Source organism: Rhodococcus sp. GXMU-t2271, from assembly GCF_041414735.1.
Lineage (GTDB): Bacteria > Actinomycetota > Actinomycetes > Mycobacteriales > Mycobacteriaceae > Rhodococcus > Rhodococcus indonesiensis.
In genome coordinates, this window is the sequence record NZ_JAUIZP010000001.1 from 1 (window position 1) to 17,051 (window position 17,051).

Sequence of the window (17,051 nt, forward strand, 5' to 3'; positions counted from 1 at the left end):
CCGGCGGGCTGTCCCGCGTGGATCTGCTTGGTCTCGAAGCTCCAGGAAGCTGCGGGATCGATGGGGGTTTCGCTCATGGGGTTGCTGCTCCGTTGTTCGTTCGACAATCGTCTCGGGGTGACGTGACGGTTCCCGCACGGGACGAGACACGGGGACGTCACGTCGGTTGCGCGATCGGGATGCCCGGTACGGGCGAGGATCGGGTGCGGCCGGTCAGACGGCCGGACACCCGCGCATACACATGCGCACGGCGTGGCAGCGGGCGGAGGGCCCCGGCATTGCCTGTATCAGTGTCCGGCTCACGCGCCCGACACTATCTGCTGTGCGAGGTGCCGACCAGCGCTCCCCGGAATTCATGCGATCTCGACGACGGTCCGCACCGGGGTGGGATTGCGGGTCAGATCGAGGACGGGGCAGTGGGCGTCCACCGCTTCCTGCAGTTCGAGGTAGCGTTCGCGCGGCTCCGGTCCGGACAGAGTGACGGCGACCCGCACCTCTCCGAATCCGGGGCGGACGTCGTCGAAGCCGAAGAACCCGCGCACGTCCAGGTCGCCCTCGGCGCGCGCAGAGATGTCGTCGACGCTGATCCCGAGTTTGTCCGCCCAGACGCGGTAGGTCACGACCTGGCAGGACAGCAGCGAGGCCAAGTAGTACTCGACGGGGTTCGGCGCGGTGTTCTCCCCGCCGAGAGCCGGCGGTTCGTCGACCTCCACGCTGAACCTGCCGAGGGCGACGGTGCTGGCGACGGCGTCGTGCCCGTGCGCTTCGGCTCGGAAGACGGCGTGGGCCCTGGTGTGGTCCTCGGCGATGGCGTCACGGTTCGTGTCTACGACCGCGCGCAGGTCGGTGGATGGGGCAGTGCTCATGAATGTGATTCCTCGACAGTCGGTTCGGGGGAAGGGACCGGCCTACGGGCACGGACATGTGGACGTCGCCGTGCGGGCGAAGTCGATGTGTCGGCGACGGGTCAGCAGGAGCACGGCGCAGACGGTAACCAATTCCAGACCGTAAAGCTAGGGATAAGTGCGTGTGTTCCGCGGCTCAGTGTCTGCACCCTGCGGACGTGAGCTCGGCGAGCTGGGCGATCACGTCCCGGGCGGTGCCGCCGGCCGAGAACACCCGTCGCTGCCGGACGGCCCCGTTTCCACAGCCGAGCACGGCGTGCAGGCCCTCGCGCGCCTGCTGGTAGCTGCCGAGATCCTCGAGGGCGGGCCGGACGTGCTCGATCATCGCCCGGAGCAGCTGGGCGGCCGGGCGACGGGCGGTCGAGGGCAGGTCGATGCCGTCGCCGGGCAGGCCGTCGCGCGCCGCGCGCCAGTACGCGGCCCGCAGTACTTCGGAGGAGAAGGCCACGGCGGTGCGGCCGGCATCGAGATCGCGCAGAGCGGTGAGCACCAGGGCGCGAACGAGGACGGCGACGAGGACCGTCTCGGCGACGGTCACAGGGACGTCGCACACCCGCACCTCGACGGTGGGGAAGTTGGCCGACGGACGGACGTCCCAGTAGACCATCGCCTTGTCGAGGATGCTGCCGCACTCCAGCATGGCCGCGACGGTGTTGTCGTACTCCTCCACCGACGAGAAGTACGGTGGCGGACCGGCACTCGGCCAGCGCGACCACAGGATCGAGCGCCAGCTCGCGTACCCGGTGTCCACTCCCCGGTGGATCGGGGAGTTGGCCGACAGTGACAGCAGGGCGGGCAGCCACGGCCGGAGGTGATTGCTCACCTGCACGGCGGTCGCCCGGTCCGGCACGGCCACGTGCACATGACAGCCGCAGATGCCCTGTTCGCGGGCCAGCATGCCGAAGTGACGTTCCATCCGCAGGTATCGCGGCTTCTCCGTGACCGGAAGCTCACGGGATCCGACGACCGGGACACCCACCGCCACCAGCCGGGACCCGCAGCGGCGGGCCGCCTCGGCGACGAGGGATCGCCGGGTGGACAGGTCGGTGTACAGCTCGTGGGCGTCGTGGCAGACCCCCGACGCCGTCTCGACCTGGCAGCGGTCGAGTTCGTACTGCAGTTCCACCCCGAGCACGCGGGCCTGCTCGACGACCTCGGAGTTGTTGACGGCGGGTTCTCCGGTTTCCGCGTCGACGAGGAGGAATTCCTCTTCGACCCCCACCGTGGGGAGGTCGGACGATGTGGTCATGGTGCTCCCGGGCAGGGCTCGCGGTTCCTACCTGAATTCTGCGCCGCCAGTGACGGTGCTGCAGCACTTGCGCGAATCCGGCTTGCCGGATCGGTGCGCCGGCGACGGGATTCCGTGGACGAGGCCCGGCGGGCGGTCCGGCCGAGTAGGGTCGATTCCCGAACCGAGGAGGCGTGGTGAACGAATCGACATCGGTTCCCGGAGGGTCGTGGCCGCGATTGCGCACGGCCGACTGGGCCGCGACGCGGGACACCCTGCACATGTGGCTGCAGATCGTCGGCAAGATTCGGCTGACCCACGCGCCGATGGTCAACCACTGGTGGCAGGCGACGCTGTACGTCACCCCGCGCGGGCTGGGCACCTCGTCGATCCCCAACCGGCACAACGCGTTCGACCTCGAGTTCGACTTCTGCGAGCACCTCCTGCGCATCCGCTCGAGCGACGGCGGCAGCCGCTCCGTCCCGCTCGCTGCGCAGTCGGTGGCGGACTTCCACGGACGCGTTCTCGGCGCCCTCGACGAGCTGGGCCTCCCCACCCGGATCCAGGGAACCCCCAACGAGGTGGACCCGGCGATCCCGTTCGCGCAGGACCACGAGCACAACACGTACGACCCCGATGCGGCTCACCTCTTCTGGCGGCAGCTGCTCCAGGCCGATCGCGTCCTGCACGAGTTCCGAGGGGAATTCCTCGGTAAGGTCAGTCCGGTGCACTTCTTCTGGGGCGCGATGGATCTCGCCTGCACGCGCTTCTCCGGGCGAACCGCGCCGCCCCACCCCGGAGGCATCCCCAACTGCGCCGACTGGGTGATGACCGAGGCCTATTCGCACGAACTCAGCAGCTGCGGATTCTGGCCCGGGGGTGCGGACGAAGGCGCCTTCTATTCCTACGCTTATCCGGCGCCGGAGGGTTTCGCCGAGCATCCGGTGCATCCGGACGCCGCGTACTACTCCGCCGAGCTGGGGGAGTTCCTGCTGCCGTACGAAGCGGTGCGTACCGCGGCCGACCCCGATGCGGAACTGCTGCGGTTCCTGCGCAGCACCTACGAGGCGGCCGCCGATCTCGGCCACTGGGAGCGAGCCGATCTCGAGCGGACGACCGGATGAGGGTGCGGGCCGGGGACCCCGGACGGCCGGGGCGCGCGAGACCCCTCGACCTCGCGCGACCTCGGCCGTGACGGCTCAGAGCAGGTGGACCTTCTTGTAGAGAATCTTCGACGGTCCACCGATCAGGCCGACGCTGTCGAGGAACGTCATGAGCTTGGCGCCGGACTTGCGCACGCGGTCGTGGTAGTGGGTGTTGTTCGCGGCCTCGGCCAGTGCGCGGTCGCGGTCGAGTCCCGCGTTGCTGTACACGTCGGGATGGATCATGCTCTTGACCACGAAGTACACGGTCACCGCGGTGTTGATCCGCTCGAACTGCAGGCGGGCGCGGCTCGCCCCGGCCAGCCGGCGGGCGACCTCCTCGCGGGCGAACCGGATGTGCCGGGCCTCTTCGAGGACGTGGATCTTGCTGACCGTGCGGGTGACCGGCTGGACGCGTTCGTCGCGCATGAAGTCGCGCTGCATCATGTCCAGGATCTCCTCCGCGGCCATGACGCTCGCGTAGGCGTTGGCACCCCGGAAGAACCCGCCCCACACCCGGCCGAGGCGGTGGATGTAGCGGGCCGGGCCGTAGTCCGGCATGCCGAGGCGTTCCCCGGCCCGGCCGAACATGACGGAGTGGCGGCACTCGTCGGCGACCTCGGTCAGGGCGAACTGGACGTGGCGGGAGTGCTTGTCACGGTTGTAGACGTCGCGCAGCAGCATCTGCATGAGCAGGATCTCGAACCACAAGCCCACGCTCGAGACGCTCGCGGCCTCGTGCTTGGTCAGTTCGATGCGCTGTTCCTCGGTCATCTCGTCCCACAGCGCGGTGCCGTACAGCGTGCTCCACTCGGGGGTCATGCCGTACTTGTCGGTGGGGACGGGGGCCTCCCAGTCGACCTCCACCGTCGGGTCGTAGGACTTGCGGGCCGACGAGGCGAGCAGGCGCTGCGCCGTCTCCTCGCGCTCGGACAGCGGGACGCCGGGGACGAAGCCCTTGCTCTCGGCTTCCGACGGGCGGGTGAGCGATGCGGTCATGTCTCCACCTTTTAGTGTGACGACTGGTAACTGTTAATCCGAGGTTACCGCGACAGCCGTCGACACACAACAGGTCGTGGCCGCCCGCCACGCACACCACACCGCTCCGGCCGGCACCACCACCCCGCGCGCCCAGCTCACCTGCTGCATTCCGTGCAGGAATGCATCGCGAGCAACCACCTCGAGCTCGGGTCCGCGTGGACCGTCGGGTTCGGCGACGACCGCGGCAGCGAGCGGGTCCGAGGTGATCGCACTGCTTGCCGGTTCCGGGACAGCTCGTGACCGGCACGATCCGGTCGGAACGAGCCGCTTTCAGCGAGGTCGACAGTGCCCGGCGCGCTCTACGGGATGGCGGTCACTACGGGGCCGACGTAGTAGTACGGCGCACCCGTGCCGATGCACTGGATGAACACTCGGGTGCCGGGGGTGTATCGGAAGAACATCGGGTTCGGTCCGGTCTCGAACTTGTAGAAGTCCGGTATCACCTGCAGGTACGGCGGCTCGAGACTCCACCCCTCGCACTCCCACGTTTCTCCCGGAGCCAGGTCCATACGGATGATCCCGCCGGGCTCGGGTGTGGCGACCGGCGGAGTCGCGGACGCCGGGCCGACGGCCAGCAGCATGAGCGCTGCCGCCGCAGCTACCGGCCCGGCACCTCGGGTGTTTCCGAGTCGGAGGTTTCTCATGAGAAACCCTCCTCTGGTCGGATCTGGGGGGCAGGTTCAGCAGTGGTTGTGGAATGTGCCAGCCGGATCAGCAGACCGCCGAGCAAGTGGCCTTGCTTCCCGAGCGCTCCGAAGCGGTGGATCACCGCGAGGTCGCGTTTGTACCGGGTGCCGGTGCTGCCGCAGACTCGCTCGGCTGCGGCAACCCTCCGAGCAAGCTCCGTGCGCCGCACGATCGCCGCAAGGATTTCGGCGTCGATGTTGTCGATTTCGTGGTGCAGTTCGCCGAACTCGATCGTGATCGACCGGTCGTTCGATTCGAGGGATGCAAGCGGATTCATCTTCGGCTCCTGGCGGCAATCGGGTATCGAGCCCGGGGTTTTCGGTGGTACACCGCGCAGTCGAGACCCTGTGTGGGGGCTGGGTCAGCCGCGCAAGCGCCGGGCTCACCGGAATCTTCTGCATCGTCGAGCTCCGTCGACTGCGCAGCTGATCGCCTACCACAATCTGCCGGGACCGCTACCTGCGGTAGGCACCCCAGGGTGCCAATTCCCACCCCCCGGGGGGTGCTTGCGGGTGGGTCGGCACGAACCGTGCCGGTGGTCGCGGACCGGGCGAGGGCATGCTGCCGCGTGGAACCTGTCGAGGTGGGGCGGGTGAGGCATCCGTGGCATCGGCGATCGCGGCGCCCTCGCGCATGACGGCCTCGCCGGGCCGGGCTACACCGCCGACACCAGGTCGGGGAAGGAGAAGGCGTTGTCGACACGCGGCACACCGGCGCGGGTGTGGGCACCGGCGGGTCGAGCAGATGGATCGGCTCGGGGCGGCCACCACGGCGCGAGGCGCGTTCTCGGTCACGGTGGTAAGGGCGACGCTGTTCGGCACTGCGACTGGGCGGTCCCTGCCGGTGGCTCTTCCACGCCCGCCGTCGACGCGCACAGTCAGCGCATCGACTGCGGCCCAGCGAGAGCCGATTCTCGCAGGGACTCGTCCAGCCCGATCCGCGCATGCAGCCGGCGCAGCGGTCCCGGTGCCCACCAGTTGTATTCGCCGGCCACTTGCATGAATGCCGGCACCAGCACACCGCGCACGAGGGTGGCGTCGATCAACACGGCGAGAGCGGTGCCGATCCCGAACATCTGCAGGAACGACAGCCCGGTCGAGAAGGACAGCAAGGTCACGGAGAGCAGGGCGGCGGCGCTGCTCACGATCCGCCCGACGCGACCCAGGCCGTCGATGGTCGCCTCGGTGAGACTCGCCCCACCGTCGCGCGCCTCCTTGATCCGGCTCAGCAGGAAGATCTCGTAGTCCACCGACAGACTGAAGGCGATGCAGCACACCAGCACCACCATGCCGATGGTCAGTGGTGCGGGTGTCACGCCGGTGATCGCGGTCAGGTGCCCGTCCTGGAACAACAACACCATCACCCCGGTCACCGCGACGAGCACGCACACGTTGAGCAGCAGCGCCTTGATCGGCACGATCACGCTGCCGGTGAACAGGAACAACAGCACGAAGGTCGACGCGGCCAGCAGTGTCAGCGCCAACGGCAGCCGCGCGGTGATTGCGGAATTGCTGTCGATTAGCGTCGCCGTCGGACCACCGACGGCGAAGTGGTTCTCGGTCACTGTCGGCAGCGTCCGGATCCGGCGCACCAGGTCCTGGGCCGCTTCCGAGTGTGCCTCCGCCGTCGGTTCGACCAGGATGTACCCGGCGTCGCCGGCGGTGAAGCGCGCGCTGTGCGGGCCCGGGCCGGCCACCGGCATCCCGTGTCGGTAGCGGCCGAACGCGCCGTCCACCCGGGCCACCTCGTCGAGCGCGGACACCTCACGGGCCACTCGCTCGAGCGCCGCCGCGTCGTCGCGCGCTACCACGGTCGTCGCGTCCGAGCTGTCGGCGGCGTAGTCGTCCCGGATCGCGGTAGTGACCTCACGCGCGGGCGAATCCGCCGGCAGGGCCCGCGCGTCCGGGGTTGCGAACTGCGCATGCAGGGCTGGGGTGCCCAGCAACAGCAACAGCACCAGCACCGGCAGTGCGGCCCGTACCGGTCGGCGCATCACTGCCGCCGCGGTGCGACGCCAGAACGGCGAATCCGTCGCCAGACGGTCGCGGCGGCGCCGCACCGTCAACGAGTCGATTCGCCCACCGAGCAATGCCAGGATCGCCGGCAGCACCACCACCGCGCTCACCGCCGCCGTCCCCACCACCACCATCGCCGCGAGCCCGACCGACCGCAGGAAGTAGAGGGGGAACACGAGCATTCCACCCATCGCCACCGTCACGGTGGCCGCGCTGAACAAGATGGTGCGGCCGGCCGTCGCGACCGACTCGATCACCGCTTCCCGCGGCAGTTTTCCAGCGGCCCGCTCCTCACGGAACCGGGACACCAGCAGCAACCCGAAGTCGATAGCCAGGCCGAGTCCGAACGCCGTGGCCACAGTCAGGGCGTAGACGGACACGTCGGTCATCTTGGCCAGCACGAACAGCACCAGCATCGTCGCCAGAATCGAGATCACGCCCAGGCTCAGCGGCAGCAGCGCCGCCACCACGCTGCCGAACGCGACGATCAGCAACAGCAGCGTCGCAGGCAGCGCGATCGATTCGGCCAACTTCAGGTCCTGTGCCACCTGGGTCTCGAGGGCGTCGGTCAGCCCCAGCCTGCCCCCGGCCGCCACCCGCACCGCCGGGTCCTCGGCGGGCAGCGCCGCGAGGATCGCCGAGGTGTGCCGTGCAGCCTGTTCCGCGCTGCCGCCGACGTGCAACAGCACCAGCGCCGACCGGCTGTCGGCGCTGCGCAGATCCGGCAGCTGCGTGGTCCAGTAGGAGCCGACCACGGTCACTTCCGGCTCCGCCGCGATCCGCCGCTCGAGCCGCTGCGCCGCCACCATCACCTCAGGATTGTTCACGTCGCCGGAGCGGGCGGTGACCTGAAGTATCAGGTTCGGTGTCGAGCCGCCGAAGCGCTCGTCGAGGAAGCTTTCGGCCAGGGACGACTCCGAATCGGGGTCGTTGAAACCGCCGACCTTCAGTTCGGCGGAGACCCCGGTGCCGAGTACGCCGGCGAGCACCATGAACGTCAGCGCGATGGCGAGAACTCGGCGCGGATGGTCGACGATGCGGGTAGCGAGCCGTGTCAGCATGGCGCCGTACCACGGGGAACCGGTCGTCGGACCGAACGGTCCTGCGCATGCCGCGGGCCCAACACGTCGAGCATGATCGGCCGGCGCGGTCCGGTGGCGATGTTGTGCGGGACCGACACCGGCGGTCGACGGCGTCGGTCCCGTTCCGGCAGGGCCAGCCGGACCCGCGACAGGATGGTCGCCAGCACGATCGGCATCTCGTAGTCCGCCAGAGCGGACCCGATGCACCGCCGATGCGCCCCGCCGAACGGTGCGAACTCGAACGGGCTGTAGCGCCGTCCGACGAAGCGCCCGGGATCGAACCGGTCGGGCCGCTCCCAGACGCCCGGATGCGAATGCAGAAGCGGCAAGGCGATACCGACCGTCGCGCCCGGGGCTACCGGGACGCCACGCACGTGCAGCGGCCCGGTCAGCCGACGCAGCACGATCGGCACCGGCGGATGCAACCGCAGCGTCTCGTTGCACACCGCGGTGAGGTATGGCAATCGCGCGAGTTGCTCGGGTGTGGCCGTCGAGCCCAGGTTCCGCACCTCGGCCATCACCCGCGCGCGGACGTCGGGGTGGCGGTGCAGGTGGAACAACGCCCAGCACACCGAGGTCGCGGTGGTCTCGTGGCCGGCGACCAGCAATGTGCGCAGTTCCTCGCGCAGTTCGGCATCGTCCATCCGTGACCCGTCGTCGTAGGTGGCGGTGAGCAACATGCTCAGGATGTCCGGCCGGCCGTCCTCGGGTCCGGCGCGCCGGCGCGCGATGTCTTCGGTCAGCAGCGCATCGAACTCGTCGCGGGCGCGGACGAACCGGTCCCAGGGGGCGCGTCCGAACATGCCGTGGCGCAGCAGCGGAACCAGCATCAGCGGACCGGTATAGGCGGCGAGGAAGTCGGCGACCACCCGCGTGTATGCGGCCGACCTGTCGGCGTCGGAGAGCCCGAACACTGCCTCCAGGATCACGCGCAGGGTGATGGCCCGCAGGGCAGCCCGCGAGTCGACGGTGCGTCCCGGAATCCAGCCGGCGATCTCGTCCAGCGTCGAATTGCGGATGATCTCGCCGTACGCCCGCATCCGTTCCCCGTGCAACGGCGGGGTCAGCAATTTCCGTTCCCGGCGGTGCCGCTCTCCGGATATCAGAATCAGCGACGAATCCCCGACCATCGGCGCGATCGGATTCGGTGTCGGGGGTTCGACCAGATCGACGGGCGCACGGAAGATGTCGCGGGCACCCTCGGGATGGCCGGTGAACAGGATCGGTGCAAAGCCGGGAAACCGGACCTCGAACGGGTCGCCGTCACGGTCCCGCCGCCACCGGAAGTATCGATCGGGATCGGCGCCGGCGGTGACGGTGCGAACGGCTCCGCGTCCGGCCGCACGGATCCGCGCAGCGCGCGGCCGCATCGTGGACATACGCGGACCTCACAGCTTCCGCAGTGTCCGCAGCACCGCGCGGCCGGCAGCGCGGTCGCCCACCGCGATGCGGGCACTGCCGTCGGCGTAGGACTTGGCCACGATGCCGGCGCGCTGCAGCGCCGGTGCGGTGTGCGGCCCGCCCAGGAAGAGGAAATTGGCGTGGCTGCGGGGCACCTGCACCCCGTTCTGCCGCAACGCGTCCCGCAGCAGCTCGCGCTCGGCGGTGATCCGCGTGACCCGGGCTCGCAGTTCGTCCTCTGCCGCGTAGGAGGCGGTGACCGCCGCCACCGCCGCACAACTCATTCCGAACGGTAGCTGCCAGCGCCGCACCCGTGCCGCCAACTCGCGTCCCCCGAAGGCGTACCCGATGCGCAGCCCGGCCAGTCCGAACGCCTTCGAAAACGTCCGTAACACGAGCACATTGGGGTAGCGACGAACGAGGCCGAGCACGTCGACCGCATCGACGTCGTCGACGAACTCGACGTAGGCCTCGTCGAGGATCACCACCACCCGCGGCGGGATCGAGGCGAGGAACACCTCCAGGTCGACCGCGGAGACCAGAGTGCCGGTCGGGTTGTGTGGGCGGCACACCACTACCAGCCCGGTCCGGTCGTCGACGATCTCGCTCAGGGCGCCCAGATCCTGCCGCCCCGCCCGGTCCAGCGGCACCGTCACCGCTTCGACCCCCATCATGTCGGCCATGATCGGGTAGCCGTCGAACGTGGGCGTCGCGAACGCCATGGTTTCGCCGTCGCCCAGCACGGCCTGCATGATCTGCATCGCGACCCCGGTGGCGCCCGCGCCGACCACCACCTGCGGGGGATCCACGCCGAGTCGTTCGGCGACGATCTGCGGTAGCCGCTGTGGCAGGAACTCCGGATACCGATTGGCCTGGGCCATCTGTTCGTGCAGCGCCGCCAGCACGGACGGTAATGGGGGGAACGGGTTTTCGCTCAGCCCGAGCTCGAAGTGGCGTGCCGGTCGACTCCCGCCACCCGCCACTGGTGTCGTCATCTCTGTGGTCTTGCCGGTCATGGTGTCGGCCCCGCTCCCCATCGGACGGCGGCGGCACCGGCGAAGTCGCCGGCGTGGGCGAATCCGGCCAGCAGCACCAACGATCCGTTGCCGATGCGCCCCTCCCGATTGGCGGTGTCCAGCGTCACCGGGATCCCGGCGCCGAACAGGTTTCCGCACTCGTCGAAGGTGTCCGGGTGCTTTTCCGGGGGCAGCTGCATGGCCTCGCGCCAGTTCCGCAGGAACAGCCGATTGGGTTGGTTGGTGACGAAGGTGTCGATCTCGCCGGACTGCACCCCGATCCGATCGCACACCGCCAGCGACACCTCCGGAACCAGCCGGTTGCCGCGGGCGAACACCTTGGTGATCTTGGACTCGGTGAATCCCACGCACACCTGGCCGGGTCCCGATTCCCAGTACTTGCGGTCGGAGACCGGGACTGTTTCGAAGGTCATGTCCCCACCGAACTCCGGGTAGGTGCGGCAGTCGATGCCCAGGATCGGCGCGTCGTCGGATTTGGTCAGCAGGCCGACCCCGCAGCCGTCGCCGGGGACCGAGGCGTGCGCCAGCCCGCGGATCTCGGTCTGGGTGAAGACCTGTCCCGCACTGTTCTGAACCGTGGCGATCAATGCCGTGGTCGCGTCGGTGCTGCGCAGGATGGTCCGGGCGAGTGCCATCATGTGCACGAACGATGCGCAGCCGCCGTTGTGCACGTCGATCACCCAGTCCGGGCGCAGCCCCAACCGCCGGGCGACCTCCGGGCCGCAGCCGAGCACCGGGTTGTCGGGCAGTTGGGTGTGGGTGAGCAGCACATCCACGTTGGAAATTGTGTCCGGGCCGTGTCTGTCGATCAGCGGCGCGACCGCCCGCTCCACCATGTCCACCGCGGTCTCGTCACGGGCCACGTGGTGCCGATACCTCGGTGCGCGGAACATGACGTTCTTCGCCATCCGGTCCGAACGTGAGAACTGGGTGAAATACTCGGTGGGAACTCGGTTCTCCGGTAGATAGCCGGCAACGTCGATCAGGCTGACCGCAGGCAGGGACGCTGTCGTCGGCGCGTGCGCTGTCATGCTCATTTCATCCACTCCGGCTTGATCGGAAGACCATGTGCGGCGCGGTACTCGCAGATGGCCTTGAGGTTGTCCATTTCCAACTGGTGTCCGGCGGAGAACATGTCCCAGAAGTCGCCGACCCACACCGGGCGGTTCGCCGGCGCCGTCTCCGGGTAGGGGTTCTCGTCGTAGAACGGGTGGTGGCAGTTGGTCCACAGCACCACCGATCCGGGGGTGTTCAGCACCACTTCCGCGTCGACCACCCGCATCAGATAGATCATCCACAGGTGTCGGCCCTGGTCCCAGGCGCAGTGGTAGTCCACCGTCATCGCGTCGGGGTTCGCGACGGTGCGGACAAAGCATTTCGTCTGGTCGCCGAGCCGGTCGTAAGAGAGCCACAGCCCGGGCTCGTCGGTCTCGGTGAACCCGCGCAGGCTGTAGGTCCACTCCTCCAGGCATCGGGTGTCCGCCAGGTACTCGTACACCTCACGCGGCGGTGCCGCGATGTAGGCGTTGATCGGACAGAACTGGCCGAACACCTGCTCGTGGGGGTACACCGACCGCAGCATGTCCATGATGATCGGTGTGGTGGCATCCTTGTCGGAATTCTCGATCCGCATCACACCGGGGATCGAATCCTCGGCGATGTCGCTCAGGGCGGGAAGGCTGATGGTCATGACTTGTCTCCTGGAATCAAGGTCGGGTCAGGAACGGCAGGAACGGTGGTATCTCGTCGGGATCGCAGTCCACCGCAATGAAGGACGGGCCTTCGGCGTGTGCACTGTGTGCCAGCGCGTCGGTCAGCTCGCTGACGTTTCGGGCGGCGAATGCCGGCAGCGTCGGGAACATCGCCGCGATGCCCTCGCCGAGCAGAGTCGGCCGGAAGCGGTTGAAGCTGTATCGGTCGCGGTAGAACAGTTGCTCGCGGGTCACGCACATGGCGTGCGCGTTGTTGTTGAACACGATGAAAGTCACCGGCAGGTCGTGCTCGATCGCGGTGTGCATCTCCAGGCCGTGCATGAAGAACGCGCCGTCACCGGCGATGACGAACGTCCTTCTGTTCCGCGCGAACGCCGAACCGATCCCCGCGCCGAAACTGTAGCCCATGCCACCCATCCCGAGGGCGACCACGAACCGCCCGCCCCGCGGCACCGGCAGATGATGCACCACGGATGCGCCCGTGTTCCCGGCATCGGCGAACACGTCCGATCCCGCCGGCAGCATCGCCGAGATCGCCTCCACTGCCTCGCGGTAGCGCAGCCCCGGCCCCGAGGAGTCCGGCACCTCCAGCGTCGTCAGGGCCTGCGGGCCTACCGGTTCCGGTTCGCCGTCGGCCTCGAACATCGCCGCGAGCTCGGCCAGTGTCGACCGGAGGTCCCTGCTCACCGCGTGCACTGTGGGCGGATAGGGTGGTTCGGCACCGATGCTGGCCACCGGCACCCCGGCCAGCGCACCGTCGAGTCCGGCCCGCGCGGTCATCGGCATCCGGGTGCCCACCAACAGGCACAACGCCGAATGCTCCACGGCGTCGACGAGTTCGGCGTGGCCCATCGTGCCCGCGACCCCGCAGAATCCGTGCTCGTCGGCGGCGTAGCAGTCCTTCGCATCCGGTGCGACTCCGACCGCCGCATCCAACGCGACGGCCAATTCTCGCACCTGCGCACGGGCGTCGTTGCGCGCAACCTGGTCACCGACGACGAGCACGATCTTGCCTGTTCGTCGGGCCGCGGCGACCATCTCGGCGATCCGGGCCAGCCCGACGTGATCGTGAACCACCTGGGGTGTCGGCGGGGTGAACCGGGACACCGTCACGGATGCTTGCTGAATGTCTTTGGGCAACAGCAACACCGCCGGACCGCCCTGCAGCGCCGAGGACACCGCTCGCTCCAGGTGCTCGGCGATGTCCTCGGGCTGGTCGATCCGCGCGCAGTAGCGGGAGATCTCGAAGAACAACCGCGCCGCGTCGATCGAACCCGCTCGGCCGCTGGAATCCTGGAATGCCCCCTCGCCCTCCGACGCGGTCGGTGGCTGGCCGACCAAGGCCAGCACCGGTACCCGCGAGGTGTAGGACTCGGCCAGCCCGGCGACCAGGTTCATCGCGCCACCGCCCGATGTTGCGGCGACGACGCCGAGCCCGCTCGTCGAGCGGGCGTACCCGTCGGCCATGGTGGCCGCGGAGAACTCGTGCTTGGCCACCACTCCGGTGACGTCCACGTCGGCATCGAAGACCGCATCGTAGAGGTCCTCGATGTTGGCGCCGTCCACCCCGAAGATGTTCCGCACGCCCAGCGCGGCCACGGCCTCGACCAGATAGTCGACTACTCGGCGCTGTTCGCGTCCATGACTTCGATCGCTCGCTACCATCGTGTGCTCTTTCCGGGACTCCGGTCCCTCGGGTGCTTGCCGCTCCCTGCGGATATCGCTGGTCGGCTCGGTCACCACCGCGGGTGTGCCGGGGCGACCCGGGGTGGGGCGGGAGGGTGGGCCCCGAGTCGCCGGACCTACCCGAAATTCCTCCGTTGTCACGCGTCGTCGGATGTGCAGCTGATCGCCTACCACGATCTGCCGGAACCGCTACCTGCAGTAGGAACCCCAGGGTGCAAATCGCTACCCCGAGGGGGAGGGGTTGCGGGTAGGTCGGGACGGTGACCCCGGACTTCGGGCCGGCGCAGCACCGCTGCACGCAAGTCCCGGCGCCGCTGATCGGCAGCCGCGCCACTGGTACGCAATCGAGTGTCACCCTGCCGCCGCCGGAGCGCGCGACAGGACAGTCGACGTTCTCCGACTGCCCCGGTGCCGGCGTCTCAGTCCTGGGCCGGCCGCAGCACCGAGGGACGCAACCGGTGGAAATCCTTGACCCGCAGCGCGCGCAGGGGGCGCAACCGGAAGTGCTCGTCGCCCTCGAGCACGCCGGCCAGGGTCGAGTCGATCAGCACCGTCCCCGGTCGCGCGGCGCCGGTCAGTCGTGCCGCGATGTTGACCGCCGAGCCGAACATGTCCCCGAACCGGGCCAGGACCGGGCCCTGCGCCATGCCCACCCGCAGTTCCGGGGCGTCGGGCCGCGAGCTCGACGACTCCTGCAGCGCGAGCGCGATCCGGGCCGCGTCCACCGGGTCTTCGGCGGCGAACATCACCTCGTCGCCCACGGTCTTGATCACCCAGCCCCCACCCTGGGTCACGATGCCCGTCGCGGTCGACTCGAAGTCCTCGAGCAGATCGTTGAGTTCGTCGGCGTCGATCCGGCGGGTCAGGCGGGTGTACCCCACCATGTCGGCGAAGCCGACGACCAGCACCCGGCCCGCCGACTCGCCCCCGGCCCGCACCACGTTGCGTCCGGTCGTCGCGACCAGGTGCCGTCGCCACACGTACAGCTGCAGGTTCTCGGTGAGCGGCAGGACCTGTTGCAGCAGTCCGTCGACGAACGACCGGATCTCCTCCTCGGACGGGGAGGCTCCGGTGTACTCGGTCTCGAGCCGGTCCAGGATGTGGGTGTTCATCAACGTCACCTCCCACTCGGCCAGCCGGGACATGGACTGCCCCAGCGACCGCGCAGCCGCGAGCTCGAGGTCGGGGTGCAGGGCGCCGCTGCCCACGATGGCGTCGATGTTGCGCAGAGCCGCGACGTCACCGTCCGTGAACGTCCGCGCGTCCGGGTCCGGATCCACGGTGAACCCCAGCGCCTGCCAGAGTCGTTGGGCGCGTTCGTAGTCCACCCCGGCCAGGGCGGCGCTCTCCTTCTGGGTGTAGCGGCGTTCGCCACCGAGCAGGGTCCGCTCGAGTTCGGCCTGCACGGCCTGCAGGAGCTCGTTCCCGAGCTCCGGTTGCTCCGACGCGCTCACGTCGCTCCTTCCCGGCCGCCGAAGGTGACCGGCCGACCCAGCATTGCTCACCACGGTTCGGGTGCGCAACGAATTCGCGAGAGTGTCGCACCTGTGTGCGACAGTGATCGCGCCTCCTGCACCCCCAGCACGAAAGGACGCGCATGCCGCCCCGCAGACGAGCCGGCGCAACCGGCCCGGATCACCTCACCGACGAGCAGCTCGCCGAGCTGACCGCCGCCATCGCGAACGGTCGCCGTGCCACCGTCTATCTCATCGAGGGCATCCCGAGCCTGGGCATCGCGCCGGGCGCGTCGGCCCGGGCGGTGTCGGTGGCGGGCCGCACCCTCACCGTCCGGCCCAAAGGCGTCGACGACGAACTGCCCTTCGAGGCCGAGGAACTGCGCCTGACGAAGGAGCCGGCCCGCAAGACCGCGGATCGACCCGCCCCGCGCTCCACCACTGCGCGCTCCACCACTGCGCGCTCCACCACTGCGCACTCCACCCCGCGCACCGCCGCGCAGCCCGCGGCATCGGGGACCTCCCGCGGTCCCGCCCCGAAGAGCTCGTCGTCCCCGGCACCCACGCCCGCCCCGAAGGAGACCCCCGCCGTGCCGCCCACCGCACCCGAACCGCAGACCGGCGCAACCGCGAAGCCCAAGGCGGCGCCGCGCCGGGCCAAGAAGCAGCCGGGGGTGACCGTCACCATCACGATCGATCCGGACCAGGAGTGGACCGTCGGTGTCGCGCAGGGCACCCGACGTCTGAGCAAGGCCAATCCCGTCAGTCCCGACGCCGTCGAGCGCGCGGTGCTCGAACTCGGCGACGAGGCGGCCGTCGAGGCGGTCCGGTCCGTGATCGACGCGGCGCGTCAGGCGGCGGAGGAACGCGTCGCGCAGCTCAGCCGTGAACTCGAGGCGGCCAGAAAGGCGTTGGAGAGCCTGGGGTCGGGCTCGACCGGGTAGGCTGATCGGCTGATGCGGCCGGAACCGGCCGGGCGGGAGGGCTCATGTTCAAGCGCGTTGCGATGGCGATCGTCGCGGGTGTCGCACTGCTGGCAGGGGGGACGGGGGTCGCGGTCGCGGCACCGCCGGTTCCGCTCGGGGGTGGCTCGGGCATCACGCTCGGCAACGGTTCCGAGGACATGTTCGACTGCACGCTCACCACGATCGGCAACGACCGGGCCGGCCGGCTCGTCGGCTTCACCGCCGGACACTGCGGCGGCCCCGGAACGACCGTGAAGTCCGAGATGGACCGCGGGGCCGGGGTCCTCGGCCGGATCGTCGGCACCAACGAGGTGCTCGACTACTCGGTCATCGAGTTCGACCGCAGCCGGGTCGCACCGGTGAACCGGGTCGGCAACGTCACCATCACCGGCGTCGGCACCCCCGTGGGATTCCCCAACGTGGCCTGCAAGGAGGGCCGCACCACCGGCAACACGTGCGGTGTGGTCTGGGGTGACGTGTTCAATTCCCAGGAGACCTGGACGCAGGTGTGCGTCGTCGAGGGCGACTCCGGCGCGCCGTTGGTCGTCGGCACGACCCTCGTCGCCATGGTCAACGCGTACCTGCTCACCCCGTGCGTCGGCCCGGAGGTCGGCACCAACTTCGTCACGATCCTCGGGGACGTCGACGCCCGCGGCGGCGTCGGCGCGGGTTACCGCCCCATCTGACATGCACCCG

At 69.3% G+C, this 17,051-nt stretch carries 15 protein-coding genes; 3 read left to right on the plus strand and 12 right to left on the minus strand.

The features are described 5' to 3' along the window. Positions 1 to 353 precede the first annotated feature (353 nt). Positions 354 to 866 carry an OsmC family protein gene (locus tag QYS60_RS00005; protein ID WP_054373745.1) on the minus strand — a complete coding sequence of 171 codons (513 nt, stop codon included), beginning with the start codon at positions 864 to 866 and terminating at the stop codon, positions 354 to 356. A 175-nt stretch (positions 867 to 1,041) separates the two neighbouring features. Beyond that, complete coding sequence (locus tag QYS60_RS00010; protein WP_371382063.1) at positions 1,042 to 2,154, minus strand: glutamate--cysteine ligase; 1,113 nt, start codon at positions 2,152 to 2,154, stop codon at positions 1,042 to 1,044. A gap of 176 nt (positions 2,155 to 2,330) precedes the next feature. Between QYS60_RS00010 and QYS60_RS00015 the strand changes: the two genes are divergently transcribed. Continuing rightward, complete coding sequence (locus tag QYS60_RS00015; RefSeq protein ID WP_371382064.1) at positions 2,331 to 3,257, plus strand: DUF5996 family protein; 927 nt, start codon at positions 2,331 to 2,333, stop codon at positions 3,255 to 3,257. A 75-nt stretch (positions 3,258 to 3,332) separates the two neighbouring features. Here the strand turns inward: QYS60_RS00015 and QYS60_RS00020 are convergent, their stop codons facing one another. The 10 genes from QYS60_RS00020 to QYS60_RS00065 form a co-directional block, all read right to left on the minus strand. Then, positions 3,333 to 4,274, minus strand: a complete 942-nt coding sequence (locus QYS60_RS00020; RefSeq protein ID WP_165037528.1) for a diiron oxygenase — start codon at positions 4,272 to 4,274, stop codon at positions 3,333 to 3,335. Between the two features lie 341 nt (positions 4,275 to 4,615). After that, the gene (locus tag QYS60_RS00025) at positions 4,616 to 4,960 is read right to left on the minus strand and encodes a hypothetical protein (RefSeq protein WP_152975411.1); all 345 of its coding nucleotides are present in this window, start codon (positions 4,958 to 4,960) and stop codon (positions 4,616 to 4,618) included. Then, the gene (locus QYS60_RS00030; protein ID WP_054373755.1) at positions 4,957 to 5,280 is read right to left on the minus strand and encodes a chorismate mutase; all 324 of its coding nucleotides are present in this window, start codon (positions 5,278 to 5,280) and stop codon (positions 4,957 to 4,959) included. Before QYS60_RS00030 ends, QYS60_RS00025 begins: the two co-directional genes overlap by 4 nt. A 600-nt stretch (positions 5,281 to 5,880) precedes the next feature. Continuing rightward, the gene (locus tag QYS60_RS00035) at positions 5,881 to 8,079 is read right to left on the minus strand and encodes an MMPL family transporter (protein WP_371382065.1); all 2,199 of its coding nucleotides are present in this window, start codon (positions 8,077 to 8,079) and stop codon (positions 5,881 to 5,883) included. After that, positions 8,073 to 9,479 carry a cytochrome P450 gene (locus QYS60_RS00040; RefSeq protein WP_289382336.1) on the minus strand — a complete coding sequence of 469 codons (1,407 nt, stop codon included), beginning with the start codon at positions 9,477 to 9,479 and terminating at the stop codon, positions 8,073 to 8,075. The genes QYS60_RS00035 and QYS60_RS00040 overlap by 7 nt, the downstream gene beginning before the upstream one ends. A gap of 9 nt (positions 9,480 to 9,488) precedes the next feature. Then, positions 9,489 to 10,496 carry a histidinol-phosphate transaminase gene (locus tag QYS60_RS00045; RefSeq protein WP_371382066.1) on the minus strand — a complete coding sequence of 336 codons (1,008 nt, stop codon included), beginning with the start codon at positions 10,494 to 10,496 and terminating at the stop codon, positions 9,489 to 9,491. Between the two features lie 17 nt (positions 10,497 to 10,513). After that, positions 10,514 to 11,575, minus strand: coding sequence for a 3-oxoacyl-ACP synthase III family protein (locus QYS60_RS00050; RefSeq protein ID WP_193788792.1), 1,062 nt, complete (start codon positions 11,573 to 11,575; stop codon positions 10,514 to 10,516). Then, positions 11,572 to 12,228, minus strand: coding sequence for an SRPBCC family protein (locus tag QYS60_RS00055; RefSeq protein ID WP_289382331.1), 657 nt, complete (start codon positions 12,226 to 12,228; stop codon positions 11,572 to 11,574). Before QYS60_RS00055 ends, QYS60_RS00050 begins: the two co-directional genes overlap by 4 nt. A gap of 16 nt (positions 12,229 to 12,244) precedes the next feature. After that, on the minus strand, positions 12,245 to 13,915 hold the full coding sequence (locus QYS60_RS00060) for a thiamine pyrophosphate-binding protein (protein ID WP_289382329.1): 1,671 nt from the start codon (positions 13,913 to 13,915) through the stop codon (positions 12,245 to 12,247). Positions 13,916 to 14,355: 440 nt separating this feature from the next. After that, positions 14,356 to 15,390: an adenylate/guanylate cyclase domain-containing protein gene (locus QYS60_RS00065; RefSeq protein WP_003934871.1), complete on the minus strand. Its 1,035-nt coding sequence runs from the start codon at positions 15,388 to 15,390 to the stop codon at positions 14,356 to 14,358. A gap of 143 nt (positions 15,391 to 15,533) precedes the next feature. Here QYS60_RS00065 and QYS60_RS00070 point away from each other — a divergent pair, with 143 nt between their 5' ends. After that, on the plus strand, positions 15,534 to 16,334 hold the full coding sequence (locus tag QYS60_RS00070; protein WP_371382067.1) for a DUF6319 family protein: 801 nt from the start codon (positions 15,534 to 15,536) through the stop codon (positions 16,332 to 16,334). Between the two features lie 44 nt (positions 16,335 to 16,378). Next, positions 16,379 to 17,041, plus strand: coding sequence for a serine protease (locus tag QYS60_RS00075; RefSeq protein WP_371382068.1), 663 nt, complete (start codon positions 16,379 to 16,381; stop codon positions 17,039 to 17,041). The last annotated feature ends 10 nt before the right edge of the window (positions 17,042 to 17,051 follow it).